The organism is Chryseobacterium sp. SG20098, from assembly GCF_031844745.1.
Classification (GTDB): Bacteria; Bacteroidota; Bacteroidia; order Flavobacteriales; family Weeksellaceae; genus Chryseobacterium; species Chryseobacterium cucumeris.
This window is the reverse complement of sequence record NZ_CP134622.1, coordinates 43,708-58,360: the sequence shown is the minus strand read 5'-3', so window position 1 is coordinate 58,360 and position 14,653 is coordinate 43,708. Positions and strand designations below refer to the sequence as shown.

General features: G+C 36.3%; 14 protein-coding genes. 9 read left to right on the top strand and 5 right to left on the bottom strand.

Annotated features, from left to right (window positions below):
* Positions 1-113: 113 nt before the first annotated feature.
* Complete coding sequence (locus RHP76_RS00235) at positions 114-2,648, bottom strand: phosphoenolpyruvate carboxylase (RefSeq protein WP_311229204.1); 2,535 nt, start codon at positions 2,646-2,648, stop codon at positions 114-116.
* A 222-nt stretch (positions 2,649-2,870) separates the two neighbouring features.
* Between RHP76_RS00235 and RHP76_RS00230 the strand changes: the two genes are divergently transcribed.
* Together RHP76_RS00230 and RHP76_RS00225 are read left to right on the top strand one after the other, a co-directional pair.
* Positions 2,871-3,275 carry a hypothetical protein gene (locus RHP76_RS00230; protein WP_311229203.1) on the top strand — a complete coding sequence of 135 codons (405 nt, stop codon included), beginning with the start codon at positions 2,871-2,873 and terminating at the stop codon, positions 3,273-3,275.
* A gap of 37 nt (positions 3,276-3,312) precedes the next feature.
* Positions 3,313-3,918 carry a hypothetical protein gene (locus RHP76_RS00225; protein ID WP_311229202.1) on the top strand — a complete coding sequence of 202 codons (606 nt, stop codon included), beginning with the start codon at positions 3,313-3,315 and terminating at the stop codon, positions 3,916-3,918.
* Between the two features lie 249 nt (positions 3,919-4,167).
* Here the strand turns inward: RHP76_RS00225 and lpdA are convergent, their stop codons facing one another.
* A complete protein-coding gene (gene lpdA, locus RHP76_RS00220) occupies positions 4,168-5,568 on the bottom strand; it encodes a dihydrolipoyl dehydrogenase (RefSeq protein WP_288442427.1) in 1,401 nt (466 codons plus the stop codon).
* Positions 5,569-5,666: 98 nt separating this feature from the next.
* On the opposite strand from lpdA, the gene RHP76_RS00215 reads away from it, so the two are divergent.
* The 4 genes from RHP76_RS00215 (at position 5,667) to RHP76_RS00200 (ending at position 8,786) form a co-directional block, all read left to right on the top strand.
* Positions 5,667-6,074 (top strand): winged helix-turn-helix transcriptional regulator, encoded by a 408-nt coding sequence (locus RHP76_RS00215; RefSeq protein WP_311229201.1) that lies wholly within the window; start codon positions 5,667-5,669, stop codon positions 6,072-6,074.
* Between the two features lie 148 nt (positions 6,075-6,222).
* A complete protein-coding gene (locus tag RHP76_RS00210; RefSeq protein ID WP_311229200.1) occupies positions 6,223-7,386 on the top strand; it encodes an iron-containing alcohol dehydrogenase in 1,164 nt (387 codons plus the stop codon).
* Positions 7,387-7,603: 217 nt separating this feature from the next.
* Entirely contained in the window at positions 7,604-8,065 is a 462-nt protein-coding gene (locus RHP76_RS00205) for a lipocalin-like domain-containing protein (RefSeq protein ID WP_062670787.1), read from the top strand.
* Positions 8,066-8,129: 64 nt separating this feature from the next.
* Entirely contained in the window at positions 8,130-8,786 is a 657-nt protein-coding gene (locus RHP76_RS00200) for a GDSL-type esterase/lipase family protein (protein ID WP_120230581.1), read from the top strand.
* A gap of 81 nt (positions 8,787-8,867) precedes the next feature.
* On the opposite strand, the gene RHP76_RS00195 is transcribed toward RHP76_RS00200, so the two are convergent.
* From RHP76_RS00195 to RHP76_RS00185, 3 genes are all read right to left on the bottom strand, one after another.
* Positions 8,868-10,220: a DEAD/DEAH box helicase gene (locus RHP76_RS00195; RefSeq protein ID WP_120230580.1), complete on the bottom strand. Its 1,353-nt coding sequence runs from the start codon at positions 10,218-10,220 to the stop codon at positions 8,868-8,870.
* Between the two features lie 151 nt (positions 10,221-10,371).
* Positions 10,372-10,884, bottom strand: a complete 513-nt coding sequence (locus RHP76_RS00190) for a hypothetical protein (RefSeq protein ID WP_311229199.1) — start codon at positions 10,882-10,884, stop codon at positions 10,372-10,374.
* A 125-nt stretch (positions 10,885-11,009) separates the two neighbouring features.
* A complete protein-coding gene (locus RHP76_RS00185) occupies positions 11,010-12,656 on the bottom strand; it encodes an ABC1 kinase family protein (protein ID WP_120230579.1) in 1,647 nt (548 codons plus the stop codon).
* A gap of 87 nt (positions 12,657-12,743) precedes the next feature.
* On the opposite strand from RHP76_RS00185, the gene RHP76_RS00180 reads away from it, so the two are divergent.
* From RHP76_RS00180 to RHP76_RS00170, 3 genes are all read left to right on the top strand, one after another.
* On the top strand, positions 12,744-13,556 hold the full coding sequence (locus tag RHP76_RS00180) for a tetratricopeptide repeat protein (protein WP_120230578.1): 813 nt from the start codon (positions 12,744-12,746) through the stop codon (positions 13,554-13,556).
* A 125-nt stretch (positions 13,557-13,681) separates the two neighbouring features.
* Complete coding sequence (locus RHP76_RS00175) at positions 13,682-13,846, top strand: hypothetical protein (RefSeq protein WP_167497813.1); 165 nt, start codon at positions 13,682-13,684, stop codon at positions 13,844-13,846.
* Between the two features lie 146 nt (positions 13,847-13,992).
* A complete protein-coding gene (locus RHP76_RS00170) occupies positions 13,993-14,637 on the top strand; it encodes a DUF4890 domain-containing protein (RefSeq protein WP_120230577.1) in 645 nt (214 codons plus the stop codon).
* The last annotated feature ends 16 nt before the right edge of the window (positions 14,638-14,653 follow it).

Genomic DNA, 14,653 nt, shown 5'->3' with positions numbered 1-14,653 from the left:
ATAAGTTTGAGCTAAAGCTCATTAAATGGTTTATAATAAAAAACGGGCTTTAGCCCGTTTTTTATTGATATTGATTATCATTTCGTTATGATCATTCTTATTAAAAAAATAGCTTATGCAGAGTTTCTGCTTGCATTAATATTCCCGAACAGTGAACGCGTTACCAGCTTTTCATAAGCTTCTTTGTTGCCTTCTCCTTTCTGAATCTTCATTAAAGCATATTGCTGAATACTCAGCAACGGAAGTACAATCTTCTCGCGGATCTTCACCGATTTTCTGGATAACGGATCTTCTTCCTGAAGCATTTTAAATCCTGTCAGTTCCAGCATAATGTCTCTGGAAAGCTCATATTCATCGAAAAGGACATTCCAGAAAGCACCGAACTTCGGATTATTTTTGATATAGTAAGTCAATGGGAAGTAAGACTTGTTCATACTCATCATGGAGTTCAGAACTAAAGTCTTAAAGAAATCTGACCCTTTGTAAAGTTCCCTTACCTCTTCAAATCTGCCCTGTTCTTTCATCTTTTGCATTGCATATCCAAAACCGAAGAACCCAGGTACGTTCTGCTTCAATTGTGACCATGATCCTACAAACGGGATGGCTCTCAGATCTTCAAACTTCAGTTCGCTTCCGTTTCCTCTTTTTGAAGGCCGGCTTCCGATATTCGTTTTTCCGTAATATTCAAGCGTACTCATTTCCTGCAGATAGGGAACAAACATAGGATGCGCTTTCAGATCTGAATATTTTTTATAGCTGATATCCGCCAACTCAATAATCAAAGCTCTTTCTTTTTCGGTAAGTTCTTTTTTTGAATTTTTGAATACGTCATTTTCTACACCGGCGGTCAGAAGCTGTTCAAAGTTGTATTTTGCCTGTTCTTTATTTCCAAAAATACTGGTAATCGTCTGCCCCTGAATTGTTAGTTCTATTTTATTATTCGCAATTGTTTTTCCCTGAGAAGCATAGAAATCGTGGGTCTTCCCTCCTCCTCTGGCTGGTGGTCCGCCTCTACCGTCAAAGAATACCACTTTAATATTATTCTGCTCGGAAAGTTTTGTCAGTACTTCTTTGGCTTTATAAATTTCCCAGTTGGCTTTTAAATATCCTCCGTCTTTGGTTCCATCTGAGAATCCAAGCATGATCGTCTGCTGATTTCCTCTTTTTTCAAGATGCTTTTTATAAACAGGATTATGATACAGCTCATTCATTACATTTTCTGCATTGGCAAGTCCTTCCATGGTTTCAAAAAGCGGAACAATATCCATATTGATCGCTTCATCCCGATAACCGCAGATTTTAAAGAAGGCATATACATTCATAACATCTTTTACCGCGTCAGAATTGGAAATAATATAACGGTTCATTCCTCTCAGTCCGTTCAGATTCTGGATTTCTGTAACCTGAGAAACCGTTAATAAAGTATCTTTTACAATATCTTCGAAATCCTCCGCATGTACCGTTTCTGACATCTGAATCAGTTTACTGAACTTCTGTTCGTAATCAGCCTCTTCATTTCCGTAAACTTTTGCATATACCTCATCAATAACTTTCTGATGAATTCTGCTGTCCTGGCGAATATCCAGCGTAGCAAAGTGAGTTCCGAAGATCATCACACGATCCCTGAAATTGACCAAAAGATCTAAAAATAAAGAATTATGCTCATTGATCAATATTTTTTCTGCCTCATTGGCTTTCTTTAAAATATCTTCGGCTTTAATGCTTTTCCCGTCAAAAATGGCAGCATACAGCTCTTCACTTAGCTGGGTCAACACTTCGGAAACACCTCTGAAACTTAATCTTCTTCTGATAAATTTCAAATGGCTGTAATAAGACTTCAGAATGGCTGAGCGAAGTTCTTCCGCTACTCTTTTCGTTACCTCTGCGGTTACAAAAGGATTTCCGTCTCTGTCTCCTCCCGGCCAGAAACCAAGCTGGATAATATCTTCATGAAGGTGAAAATGTCCGTTTCCAAAAGTCTTTTTGATCTTTGTAAAGAGTTCACCGATGGTATCATAATACACATATCTCAGGTAAGAAATAATGCTTAGTGCTTCATCTATCGGAGTAGGTTTTTCTTTATTGACAAAAGGAGTCTTCCCCAGCTGCTGCAGAAGCATATCAATCTGCGTCACTGAATCACCGGTAATTGCTCCTCTCAAATCCTGAATAATTCTTTGTACCGAACTTGGATAAAACTGAGTGGGGTGCGCAGTAAATACAACCTTAACACTGAAATCTTTCAATTTCTCGCGTACTTTTTCAATTTTATGATCCTGAAAAGAACGCTCAAAGAGGTTGGTCACCGTTCCATTATCACTTTCTGAATGGAGATTAGGAAATGCAGCATCCTCAATACTGTCAAACAAAACTACCTGTCTTTCTATATATTGTATGATCTTGAAAAGCAGTTCAAGTTTCTGCTCTTCCTTCTGAAGATCGGTATGATTTTTAAAGAATTCTTCGACGATATCTTCAGGAGTTTTTCCTGCTTCATAGCCGGTCCTGCTTTCCTCATAAAGAAATGGAAGCAGCATTCCGATATTCGTCATTTTATCATAAGGCAGGCTCATAAATAATGAATTATAGATCTGGAACTTATTTTCCACAATCTGCCTGAATTTTTCTGCGCGTTGGTCATGTATCATATTAACAAATGTAAGCGATTTTGAAATTACTTTAATTGACAAATGACAAAAATAAAAGATGAAAACTATTTTTTAAAAAATTTTATAAATACTTTTTCCAGAGTAAACAAACGATTAACTATGGAATACTTGTATAGGTTTTAAAATTATAGAAATCCATTTTTACTCATTCAGATTTAATATAATTTTGATTAACTTTACTCTTCACACCATCCATCATCCATGAATAAAATATTTACTTTTTTACTCGTAGCCCTTCTTTTCATCTCTTGTGAAAAAGATTGTTACAATCCACCTCTGCCGATCCTTTTTAAGTTTGTGGATTCTAATGATGAAAATCTTATTGCCAATGGAACATTGACCACTTATTCAGTTCAGGACGAAGATAACAATAGTGTCCAACTATCCAAAACATCTGAAAATATGATCATTGTAGAAAATGTAGGTGCCTATAATGGAACAAAAAAGTATAAATTCTTTTCTAATATTAAAGACTTAGACTTTTCAATACAATCATCAGAATTTAACGGGGGGTGTGATGGCTATCAAATTAATAAATTAACGTTTACAGGTATAGATATTGATGTAACTGCTGAAAAAGGATATTATAAAATTGTACTGGAATAATTCTCTTTCTTACATTTGCACCGGAAACCCACTCTCTATGAAAGTAATCATCGCATTTTCCCTGATTCTCTCCAATCTGCTTTACAGCCAGATCAAGGTTCCTGATGATTATAAAAAAATTCCTGATATTCTTGATACAGTAGAATATCTCTATCCTTTCATTGTTCCTGATAAAGACTATGCTTACTGGCGTGTTCTGAGTAATGATGTGGACTATGAAAAATCAGTACTTTATGAAAGCCAGGCTCCTGACTTTATGACCATCAATGAACCGGTTCCTGAAAAAGGTTTTTTCCAGAAATGTATTGGGAACAACTGTTTTTCTTATATTCTGGCTTGCAAAAACGAAAGGTCTTTTTATTTTTCCAATGAGCAGCAGCTGAGAGATTTTATCGGAACTGTAGACAATCTTCCAGAGGCTATTTTACTGGCAAAAACGTATGGGTATTCGGTGGATACAAGTAACCGATTTACCGGAGCTTATAAAATTGAAGACCGCCATATTTCAATGTACCTTATGCAGTCAAAGGGTTGTCCGGCTGTGAAAGAATCTTTTTGGGTTAAAATCAATAGAAAAACAGGAAAGCTGGAAGCAAAAAGCAATGGAGTTTATACGAAGGATGAAAACTGTACTTCTTTGTAACTGAATTTAAAAAAACGCCAAGGCGCAAATTAATTTATCAAGATACAGCTTTAAGGCGCGAGGATTTTACCTGCAATAAAATTTACAAACTGCTAATGTAAACCATTAAGATTTTTTAAGTTGATAAGGATAGTTAAGAGAATAGCTAAAGCTATTTTTTAGCAAGATGCTTTTTTTCATCTAAGGTGAATCTTAATGATTCTTATGCTCCTCACAGATCTTAATGGTTTAAATTTTAGCATGACTTCATTATATATTAATTGCTCCTTGTCCTGAAGCAATCAAATAAGCCTCTTTTAAAGTTTCAGAATAGGTTGGATGGGCATAGGAAATACGGAACATATCTTCTGCAGTCACCTCATATTCCTGAGCGATAACACCCTGAGCAATCAAATCTGCAGCTCTGGCTCCAATGATGTGAACTCCCAGCACTTCGCCATATTTCGGATCAACCAAAACTTTGGCAAAACCTTCCATATCCATTGAAGCACGGGCTCTTGCGCTGGCAGAAAAAGGGAATTTCCCTGTATTATATGCGATATTATTTTGTTTCAGGTATTCTTCCGTATATCCTACTGAAGCTACTTCAGGCCACGTATACACCACTGAAGGAATACGATTATAATGAATATGACGTTTTTGTCCGTTAATGGTTTCCGCTACAAAAACACCTTCTTCTTCCGCTTTGTGAGCCAACATTGTTCCCCCGATAACATCTCCTATTGCATAGATAGCAGGCACTGAAGTCTGATTGTTTTCATTTATTTTAATAAAACCTCTCTCGTCCAGCTGTACATCCGTATTTTCAAGACCCAAACCTTTTACATAAGGGCTTCTTCCCACTGCTACCAATATATAATCTGCTTCCAGTTCACCTTCTGTTCCGTTTTTATCTTTAAAAAAGACTTTGCCCTTAGAGCCTACATTCTGGGTTTTATATACAGATTGATTGAGACGGATATCAATTCCTTCTTTTTTAAGAATCTTCTGCATGCTTTTTCCTAACTCATGGTCCATGGTGGAAATCAGATGATCGGCATATTCCAGAATAGTTACTTTCGTTCCGATGCGGTTGAAAATAGATGCCATTTCCACTCCTATCACTCCACCGCCTATGATTACCATAGATTCCGGTTTTTCCTGCAAAGAAAGGGCTTCTGTGGAAGTAATAATCCTTTTTTTATCAATATCTACTCCTGGAATAGTTGATGGTTTTGAGCCTGTAGCAATTATATAATGCTGTGCAGTAATCTCTTTAATTTCAGATTCACTGAGAATTTTTAGGGTAGAATTATTGATGAAACTTGCTGTCCCTTTTAACCTTGTAATTTTATTTTTATTCATTAAAAAGTCCAGCCCTCCTGTATTTTTTGAAACCACCCCTGCTTTTCTTTTATACATTTGGGAAAAATCCAGTTCAATAGTATCCAGCCTAATCCCATGTTCCTTGAATTGATGCTGTGCTTCAGCATAATGATGAGTGCTGTCCAATAATGCTTTAGTCGGAATACAGCCCACATTGGTACATGTTCCTCCCAATGTATCATACTTTTCTATAATCACGGTTTTGTATCCCAACTGGGCGCTTCGTATCGCCGCTACATATCCGCCGGGTCCTGAGCCAATTACGGCAATGTCATAATGATCCATTTGATTTATTAATTTTTATGATTAAATTTACTTGCAAAATAAAAGCAAAATTATAATAAACACTTTCATTTTGCAAGCATTATTTTAAAATTAACAAAATGAGTAAAAAACGATCCGACTGCCCGATCAGCTGTTCACTGGAAATGTGGGGTGACAAATGGTCTCTGCTTATTATTAGAGACCTTATGCTGAAAAAGGAATGTACTTATGGTGACTTTCTTAAGGCAGATGAAAAAATAGCTACCAACATTCTGGCCACAAGACTGCAAAACCTTTTAGACAATGGGATAATTGATAAAAAAGACCATCCGGACAGCAAGTTGAAAATTCTTTATTTTCTGACTCAGAAAGGGATTGATCTTATCCCCGTGATCGTTGAAATCAACCTTTGGGGTGATCAGTATCTCACGATTCCTGATGACCGGAAAAAACTATTGGAAGAGATCAAAAAAGATAAGGAAGCCTTTATAAAAAGAGCAAAAGCCTATCTTTCTCCTGAAGCATAGTATTTGGATTAGAAAGGAATAAAAAATATTAATCAAAGAAGTTCAAAGCGATAGCTTTCATAAAAATGAATAATAGCAATTTTAAAATTTCATTAACTCACTTTTCCTTTTTCATTCCGTAAATTTGACTTAAAATAAATTTAGAACAATGCTTAATTTCGAGTTTAAAAATCCAACAAAAATACTTTTCGGGAAAGGTGAAATCGCTAAAATTTCCAAAGAAATTCCTCAAGATGCAAGAATATTAATGATTTACGGTGGCGGAAGCATCAAAAATAATGGTGTTTACGATCAGGTAAAAGAGGCTTTAAAAGGACATGAATTATATGAGTTTGGCGGAGTTCCTGCCAACCCTGAATATGAAGTTCTGATCAATGCTTTAAGATTTATTAAAGAGAAAAACATTACTTACCTTCTTGCAGTAGGTGGAGGCTCTGTGATTGACGGAACAAAATTCCTTTCTGCAGCAGCCAATTATGATGGTGAACCGTGGGATATCCTGAGAAAATCGGTGAGAACTTTTGAAGGAGAAGGAATGCCTTTTGGAAGCATTCTGACACTGCCTGCAACAGGTTCAGAAATGAATTCCGGATATGTGATCTCAAGAAGAGAAACCCATGAGAAATTATCTTCGGGAGGACCGGGACTTTTCCCGCAATTTTCTGTCCTGGATCCGGAAGTGATCAGAACGATCCCTAAAAATCAGATCGTGAACGGAATCACTGATGCCTACACTCACGTTTTGGAACAATATATGACTGCTCCTTCTTCTGCAGACCTTCAGGAAAGAATTGCAGAAAGCATTCTGATCAGCCTGCAGGAAACTGCTCCTAAAGTATTGGCTGATGATTTCAACTATGATGCTGCCGGAAACTTTATGTGGTGCTGTACAATGGCTTTAAACGGCCTGATCCAGAAGGGAGTGATTACAGACTGGGCAGTACACGCTATGGGACATGAGCTGACGGCTTACTTCGGTATTGACCATGCAAGAACACTGGCGATTATTGCTCCATCCCATTACCGTTACAACTTCGAAGATAAAAAAGGAAAACTGGCTCAGTACGCTGAAAGAGTTTGGGGAATCAAAGACGGAAGCGTAGAGGAAAAAGCTGAACTGGGTATAAAAAAACTGGAAGAATTTTTCCACAGTCTTCACATCAAAACCAAGCTTTCCGAATATACGGAAGACTTTAAAGGAACAGCTGAAAAGGTTGAAAAAGCCTTTACAGAAAGAAACTGGCTGGGACTTGGAGAATACAAAAAACTGACTCCGCAGGATGCTTATAAGATTGTAGAAATGAGTTATTAAGGGATTCGGGGTACGAGGTTTGAGCTATGCTGTTTCAAGATTCGGATGAAGCGCTTATCTTCATTTTCAGTTTGAAAATATATAACCCGAAACTCGCATCCCGTATTGCAACCTCTATAAAATTATTTAATTTACAAACATTCGTTTAAAAAATCATTATTTCATTATAGATATTTCAAATTTATTTATATTTTAGCATATTCTTAAATTTGTGAAAATGAAAAAACAGCTACTTTTATTTGCCTTTTCCGCCCTGGCGCTTACTTCTTGTAAAGATGATAATCTTGAAGCTTATGATATGGATATCATGAAAGGAGATTGGAAGGAAGTTAAAAGGGAAGTAATTTCTGGAAAAGATAATAAAACAGTGCTTTATACTGAAACGTTAACCGGATGTGCAACCAAAAATACTCTTTTCTTAAGAACAGATTATTATGTGAGCTACACGGCGTATACGGGAGAAGGGGCCAACTGTACTCCAGCTCCCAAAACTGAAGGAAGATATACCTACGATGCCGATTCAAAAATTATTGGAATTAAACTTGGCGACGAAGGATCTGTCAATTACAGAATTGATATGTTAACAGCCAAAGATCTTAAACTTGCCCAGCAGTCAGGGATCTTTGATATGGATGGAGATAAAATTCCGGATATCCCTTACGTTACCTACAAAAGATAAAATATAAACTCCCGCTAATCGGGAGTTTTTTATTACTTTTATATCTAATTTAAAACTGAATATAATGAAGAAGATTCTATCAGCATTTCTATTGCTGTACTTTGCTATTGCCTTTTCTCAGGAAAAAAAACCGATGTTCTGGCAGGACATCCAGGAATTTAAAAAGCTGGATCAGCAAAATCCGCCTCAAAAGGATGCTATTTTATTTATCGGAAGTTCCTCATTCACCAAATGGACGGATGTAGCGGATTATTTTCCCGGCAAAACAATCATCAACAGAGGTTTCGGGGGATCCAGACTTACAGACCTTAATAATTTTGCAAATGATCTCCTAGCACCTTACCAACCCAAACAGATCATTATTTATTGTGGTGAAAATGATTTTGCTGATAATCATAAGCTAAAAGCCAAAGTAGTCGTTGACCGATTCAAAGCTTTCTACAAAAAAATACGTGAGCGATTTCCTGATATTGAAGTAGATTATATCTCCATCAAATATTCGCCGAGCCGAGAAGTGATCTGGCCACAGATGAAAATCGCCAACAAAAAGATTGCTGCTTTTATGAAAAAAGAACCAAACGCAGAATTTATTGATGTAACTAAGGCTATGGAAGATGCTAATGGAAATGTAAGAAAGGATATTTTTGTTGAAGATATGCTTCATTTTAAGCCGGAGGGATATAGAATCTGGACAAAGATTATCACTCCTTATCTGAAATAAACTACAACCCATGACAAAAAAATAATATCAAATTCGATTAAAAATAAAAAACGATTCCTGAATTGGAATCGTTTTTTTATTTTATTTCTTTCTTTTCGATTTCGAAATTGCTTTCTGCTGCGCTCTGTTGGCTCCAAACTTCTTAGGAGCTTTTCTTTTAGAAGGTCCACCCCAGTTTTCTTTGGTATTTTTAGCCTTTTTCTCGTGAAATGCTCCGCCTCCTTCATTCAGTTTTACCTGTACAGGATTTTTCATCACTACCTGATCTTCTTCGGCAGCGATTTTCTTAGGATTGATCTTAACACCTTCAGGGAATTCATTAAATTTCAATTCTTTGTCCATCAACAGCTCGATATCAAGCAGCAAAGGTTCTTCTTTTTTCGTTACAAAAACCAAAGCTTTTCCTTCTTTATCTGCTCTACCCGTTCTACCGATTCTATGGATATACTGCTCAGGAACTTCAGGGGTCTCAAAATTGATGACATGCGTAATGTTTGAGATATCAAGACCTCTTGCCATGACATCGGTAGTAATCAAACCTCTGATCTCTTCATTTTCAAAGCTTTTCATCGCTTTTAGTCTGTAGTTCTGTGATTTGTTGGAGTGAATCACATCAAACTGTTCAGGGAAAAGCTCATTGATTTTAGTAAAGAGCAGATCAGCATGCCTTTTATTATTGTTAAAGATCAATACTTTGGACATATCTGCATCATTCTTCAGCAAATGTTCAAGTAAATTGATTTTAGTATTAAAGTTTTCAACTTTGTACCCTGTCTGTTCAATTTTTTCAAGTGGAGTTCCTGATTTTGCCAATGAAATTTCTACCGGACTTGCAAAATATTCATCCAACATATCATCTACTGCTTCTGTCATAGTAGCTGAGAAAAGAATATTCTGTCTTTTCTCCTTCATCATTTCAAAAATGTGGGTAAGCTGTGGTCTGAAACCAAGGTTAAGCATCTCATCAAACTCGTCAATGATCAGCTTCTGAACTTCCTTCAGAGAGATTGCATTGTCTATGGAAAGGTCCATCACTCTTCCCGGTGTTCCTACCAGAATATCACAACCATCATTAAACAATAGTTTTTGAGTATTGATATTTTTTCCACCGTATATTCCGATTACTCTTGCCGTAATATTTTCTGTCAGTTTTTCAAGGATTTCAGTCACCTGTACCACCAATTCTCTTGTAGGAACAAGCACCAAAACAGTTGGATTTCCTGTCTTACTGTATTTCCATGTTTTCAGAACGGGTAAAAGATAAGCCAATGTTTTTCCGGTTCCGGTCTGTGCAATTCCCATTACATCCCTTCCCGAAAGAATAGGCTTTAAGCTCTTCTCCTGAATGGGAGTAGGTTCAAATAATTCCAGATCCGCTAAAACATCAAGAATTTTAACCGGAAGGTCAAAATCCGCAAAAGTGAGTTTTTCCATTTTGCAAAGATAGGTATTTAATTACAAGTTGAAAATTTGAGTTGGCAGATATTAGCCAGCAGGTTGCAGAGAGTAGCTATCTGATTATAGGGAATTACTACCAAATACAACTGATGTTTCTAGCAACAAATAACAACCAGCAACAAATTAATTACTCATTTACCTTTACACTATTGACTTTGATTTTAATATCATCATCTTCCCATTTACTGGAGGTAATAATAACATATCCTTTCTTTTTAGGATCTTTTTTGATGGGGAATTGATCCTCTTCCCACTGATTACAATGCGTTGAAATAGAAGGCAATAATGGTTTCCAGCCCGTTTTACTTAAAGTATACACATAAAAAGGATGCCAGCAGCTGGTACACCAATTGGGATAAAATCCGATCTCTTCCTTCCCATCACCATTAAGATCTCCCAAATTATACAGACTTCCCTGGTTTGCAGGTGTAATGGTTATAGGTTTTATGTTTTTATCACTGAAATAAATGGTTGTTTCGCACTTTCCTTCACATTCGTCACCACAGTCGCTGACTTTTGTATAGGCGTATTCTTTTGTTCCGTTTCCGTCAAAATCTCCCTGAATTTTCTCTTCACGTCCCTGTTGAGCCATACAATATGAGCTGAATAAGGTGATTGTTGTTATAATAAGCGTTTTCATTGTTGGTTTAGGTTACGAGGTTCGGGGTTCGGGTTACAATTTATAAGTTAAAAGTTAAAGATTTTACAATTTTTCATCCTGCATTATAACGTCAACTATGCAAGTCAAATCACATAATGCGTGTATTATTTTCTGGTTACTCTTAGCAGGAGGATTATGACTAAAAGGATTGAAAAGATAAAGCCTAAAACTGCTACTAATGACAGTTCTCCGATTCTTGGTCCGGACTCGGAAGAAAAGACAATGGCTGTGGCAATGATATTTGCTCCTAAAACCATAGCCAGAATCAGATTGATGACACTGGATTTGATCAGTTGGTTGGTCTTATCTATATTTTTGATTTCGCTGGAAACCGTAAATTTATTTTCATCCAGCTTTTGAAGAACGGAACGGAGCTCTTTCGGAATTTCATCCACATTATCCGTGAAATTCATCATCCGGTCCATCCCTGTTTTCAAAAGATTTTTAGGACTGATTTTCTTGGTAAAAATCTTTTTGGTGTAAGGGTGAAGACTTTTAACAATATCAAGATCAGGATTAATACTCCTTCCCACTCCTTCTATCAGGCTGATTCCTTTGAACAGAAGATAGAAATAATCCGGCATATAAAGCCTGTTGTCTTTCAATATATCCTTCATCTTGTTGATAATGACCTGTACATTGATATCCTGTAATGACGAGCTGTGAACAAAATTCAGAATATCATCCACATCATTTTCAAACCTTCTTTCGTCCGGAATTTCATAGCTTATGGCCATTTTTTTGAGTGAACGGACTATTTTATGCGAATTTTTAGCGACAAAACTGACAATAAGATTTTCAAGAATTTCTTTATCATTAGGCTGAATTTTCCCTACTGCTCCGAAATCGATGAAAACAATTCTGCCGTCTTTTCTTACTAAAATATTTCCGGCATGAGGATCGGCATGGAAAAACCCATAGTCTAAAATCTGTGATACAAAGAGTCTCAATCCTGTTTCTGAAACCTTTACAGGATCGATATCATTAGCCAAAAGAACAGATTTATCGGTTACTTTGATTCCATCAATAAATTCCATACAAAGAATATTGTTGTTGGAAAATTCTTCGTACACTTTAGGAACGTATGTTTCTTTATTGTTCTTAAAATTCAGACGGAACTGCTGGATATTATTTTTTTCATTGATCAGAGAGACTTCTTCGAGTAAAGATCTTTCAAAGGTAGAAATAGCCTGTTTCAGATTGAGTTTTTCTCCTATCTCCGAATAAGTGGATATCAGCTTTTCAATATCTTTAATCAGCAGTAAATCATCTTCAATGACAGACTGAACATCAGGTTTTCTCAACTTTAAAATTACCGGACTGCCATCCAACAGAACAGCTTTGTACACCTGTGCAATGGAAGCCGTAGCCAAAGGCTTTTTCTGAATTTCACGGAAATAATCTTTGACGGAAATATTGAATTCACTTTCCAGCGCTTCTTCCACAGCCATATCTACCGTATCCACTTTGTCCTGAAGTTTTTGTAACTCCTGGATCAATTCCGGCGGCAATAAGTCTTCCCTGTTACTAAATGTCTGACCCAATTTTACAAAGGTAGGTCCCAGCTCTTCTAGAGCGAGTCTTATTCTTTCATAAACGGTTCCTTTTGAAATGATTTCATCTGAATGACCAGAAGCTTCTTCCTGCTTATTTCCATTCATTCTAGCCAGAATATCTTTGAATCCATATTTACTTAATACGGAAATCAGTCTTGCGGATCTTTTCAGTTTTCTTTGAGGCTTGTCAAACATAGTGTATCAATAGTAGGTGCAATTTACTCCAAAAATTGTTCCTATTTTTTATTAAATTCGAGAACAAAAACAATAATAACTTCACCTATGAAAAAAACTATACTCTTGTTCTTTTTCCTCATTATTTCCTCCATCCTTTCAGGGCAGTCTAATTACAACCTTGGATATGCGGAATATATTAATGAACATTACAAAGAAGCAATCTCACTTTTTACTAAGGCCATCGAGAAAAAAGAAAAAACTTTTGACTCTTATCTTTACAGAGGAATGTCTTATTTATATTTGGAGGATATTAAAAATTCGAAAGAAGATTTTGATAAAGTTCTTAAACTGGACCCCAAAAATCGCAGGGTCTATTCTTTTTACGCTACTTATTATTCCTCTCTGGCCGATTTTGGAAAAGCACTGGAGTATTATAATATTGCGATAGAGAGAGATCCTTTAGACTATGATTTATATAGTGAAAGAGGGGGCGTTAAAGCAGAACTGGGAATGTATAATGAAGCTTTGGCTGACGCCAATATTTCAGTAGAAAAACAACCTAAAAATTTCAGCAATTATCTGAACCGCGGATATATAAAAATGCGAATGGATAATTATTCTGAAGCTATTGAAGATTTCAATACATCATTGTCCTTAAAAGAGAGCCAGAAAGGATTTGGAAACAGAGGGGCGGCTTTTGCCTTGCTAAAACAATATGATGCTGCGCTTAAAGATTTAGAAAGATCCCTGCAATATAATTCTGACGACCCAACGGTTCTTTATATTCGTGGGGAAGTGCTGCTAGCTATGGGGCAACAGGAAAATGCATGTAAAAGCTTTCTTAAAAGCAGGCAATTTGGAAATACAGGGATTGATGATGTCATTTCCCAGGCAAAATGCACAGAGCTTAAAAATTAAAAAATTCACACATAATCAATATTTTAAAGGATAATATACATCAATATTAATAAAAACGGGTGGTATATTATAAAAATTAATATATTTACAACATACAAATTAAAACAATTCAAAAGTATTAAAACATGAAAAATTTACGAAACAACAAACTTTCAAGAGAACAATTAAAAGGAATTGCAGGAAGCGGAATCATTATCGGAAACTGCTCAAACCAATGCTGCCCTACAGACGGAAGACCAAAATGTCCTGGACTGATCTGCCCTGCTGTAGTATGCCCTCAGTATATGTAAGACCAGAGTTTATACAGAATTATACGGTACCCGAAGAAATATTCTTCGGGTATTTTTTTTACCCTGAAAAATGCCTATGTACCTCAATTTCTGGCACATTATTTCTATCTGAAAAGAAAAAAATACAACTCTATAATTACAACACTATGTTAAAAAAAATTATTTCAGCTGGTCTTATTTTATCAGCAGTTCTGTTTACAACACAAGTAAAAGCACAGGTAGCATCAGCGAGATCTATTGCAGAAGTGGCCACAAAAGAAATGAGTTATTTAGGGCTTACAGAATCACAGGCAAATAAGGTTACAGAGATCAATAAAATGACAGCAGATGCTCTTATTGCTCTTGATAACAAAGCCGGTGACAATAGCAGTTCCCAGAATAATAAAATGATTGCTGACGAATTTGTAAGCATCATTGCCCAGCGTCATCAGGCGATGGAGCAGATTCTTACTCCTGAGCAGATGGCTGTAGTAAAGCAAGACAGAGCAGAAAAGATTGCTCTTTTCAGAACATTGATTATGGTTCCTATTCTGGATCTGACTGAAAGACAGGTTGAGCAGGTATACGAGATCAACTTCAAAGGAGTACAGAAAGTTCAGAAAGATTTTGGAAAGCGTCTCAACAAGAAAAATGCGAGTCCTGAAGATGCTGACAGCAATAAGGCAAAAAAGGTTATTATAAGCGATTTTAAAGTCCTTGATAAAGATTTTAAAAAGATATTAAGCCCGGAACAATATGAGGTTTATAAAAACAATCAGGATTTAATCAGAGAATCTGCTAAAAAAGGATAGTTCGGTCCGTTTGGAT

Bases quoted from the DNA above. Each gene is read 5' to 3' on its own strand.
- RHP76_RS00235 (WP_311229204.1), bottom strand. From the start codon at position 2,648: ATGATACATGACCAACGCGCAGAAAAATTCAGGCAGATTGTGGAAAAT.
- RHP76_RS00230 (WP_311229203.1), top strand. From the start codon at position 2,871: ATGAATAAAATATTTACTTTTTTACTCGTAGCCCTTCTTTTCATCTCT.
- RHP76_RS00225 (WP_311229202.1), top strand. From the start codon at position 3,313: ATGAAAGTAATCATCGCATTTTCCCTGATTCTCTCCAATCTGCTTTAC.
- lpdA (WP_288442427.1), bottom strand. From the start codon at position 5,568: ATGGATCATTATGACATTGCCGTAATTGGCTCAGGACCCGGCGGATAT.
- RHP76_RS00215 (WP_311229201.1), top strand. From the start codon at position 5,667: ATGAGTAAAAAACGATCCGACTGCCCGATCAGCTGTTCACTGGAAATG.
- RHP76_RS00210 (WP_311229200.1), top strand. From the start codon at position 6,223: ATGCTTAATTTCGAGTTTAAAAATCCAACAAAAATACTTTTCGGGAAA.
- RHP76_RS00205 (WP_062670787.1), top strand. From the start codon at position 7,604: ATGAAAAAACAGCTACTTTTATTTGCCTTTTCCGCCCTGGCGCTTACT.
- RHP76_RS00200 (WP_120230581.1), top strand. From the start codon at position 8,130: ATGAAGAAGATTCTATCAGCATTTCTATTGCTGTACTTTGCTATTGCC.
- RHP76_RS00195 (WP_120230580.1), bottom strand. From the start codon at position 10,220: ATGGAAAAACTCACTTTTGCGGATTTTGACCTTCCGGTTAAAATTCTT.
- RHP76_RS00190 (WP_311229199.1), bottom strand. From the start codon at position 10,884: ATGAAAACGCTTATTATAACAACAATCACCTTATTCAGCTCATATTGT.
- RHP76_RS00185 (WP_120230579.1), bottom strand. From the start codon at position 12,656: ATGTTTGACAAGCCTCAAAGAAAACTGAAAAGATCCGCAAGACTGATT.
- RHP76_RS00180 (WP_120230578.1), top strand. From the start codon at position 12,744: ATGAAAAAAACTATACTCTTGTTCTTTTTCCTCATTATTTCCTCCATC.
- RHP76_RS00175 (WP_167497813.1), top strand. From the start codon at position 13,682: ATGAAAAATTTACGAAACAACAAACTTTCAAGAGAACAATTAAAAGGA.
- RHP76_RS00170 (WP_120230577.1), top strand. From the start codon at position 13,993: ATGTTAAAAAAAATTATTTCAGCTGGTCTTATTTTATCAGCAGTTCTG.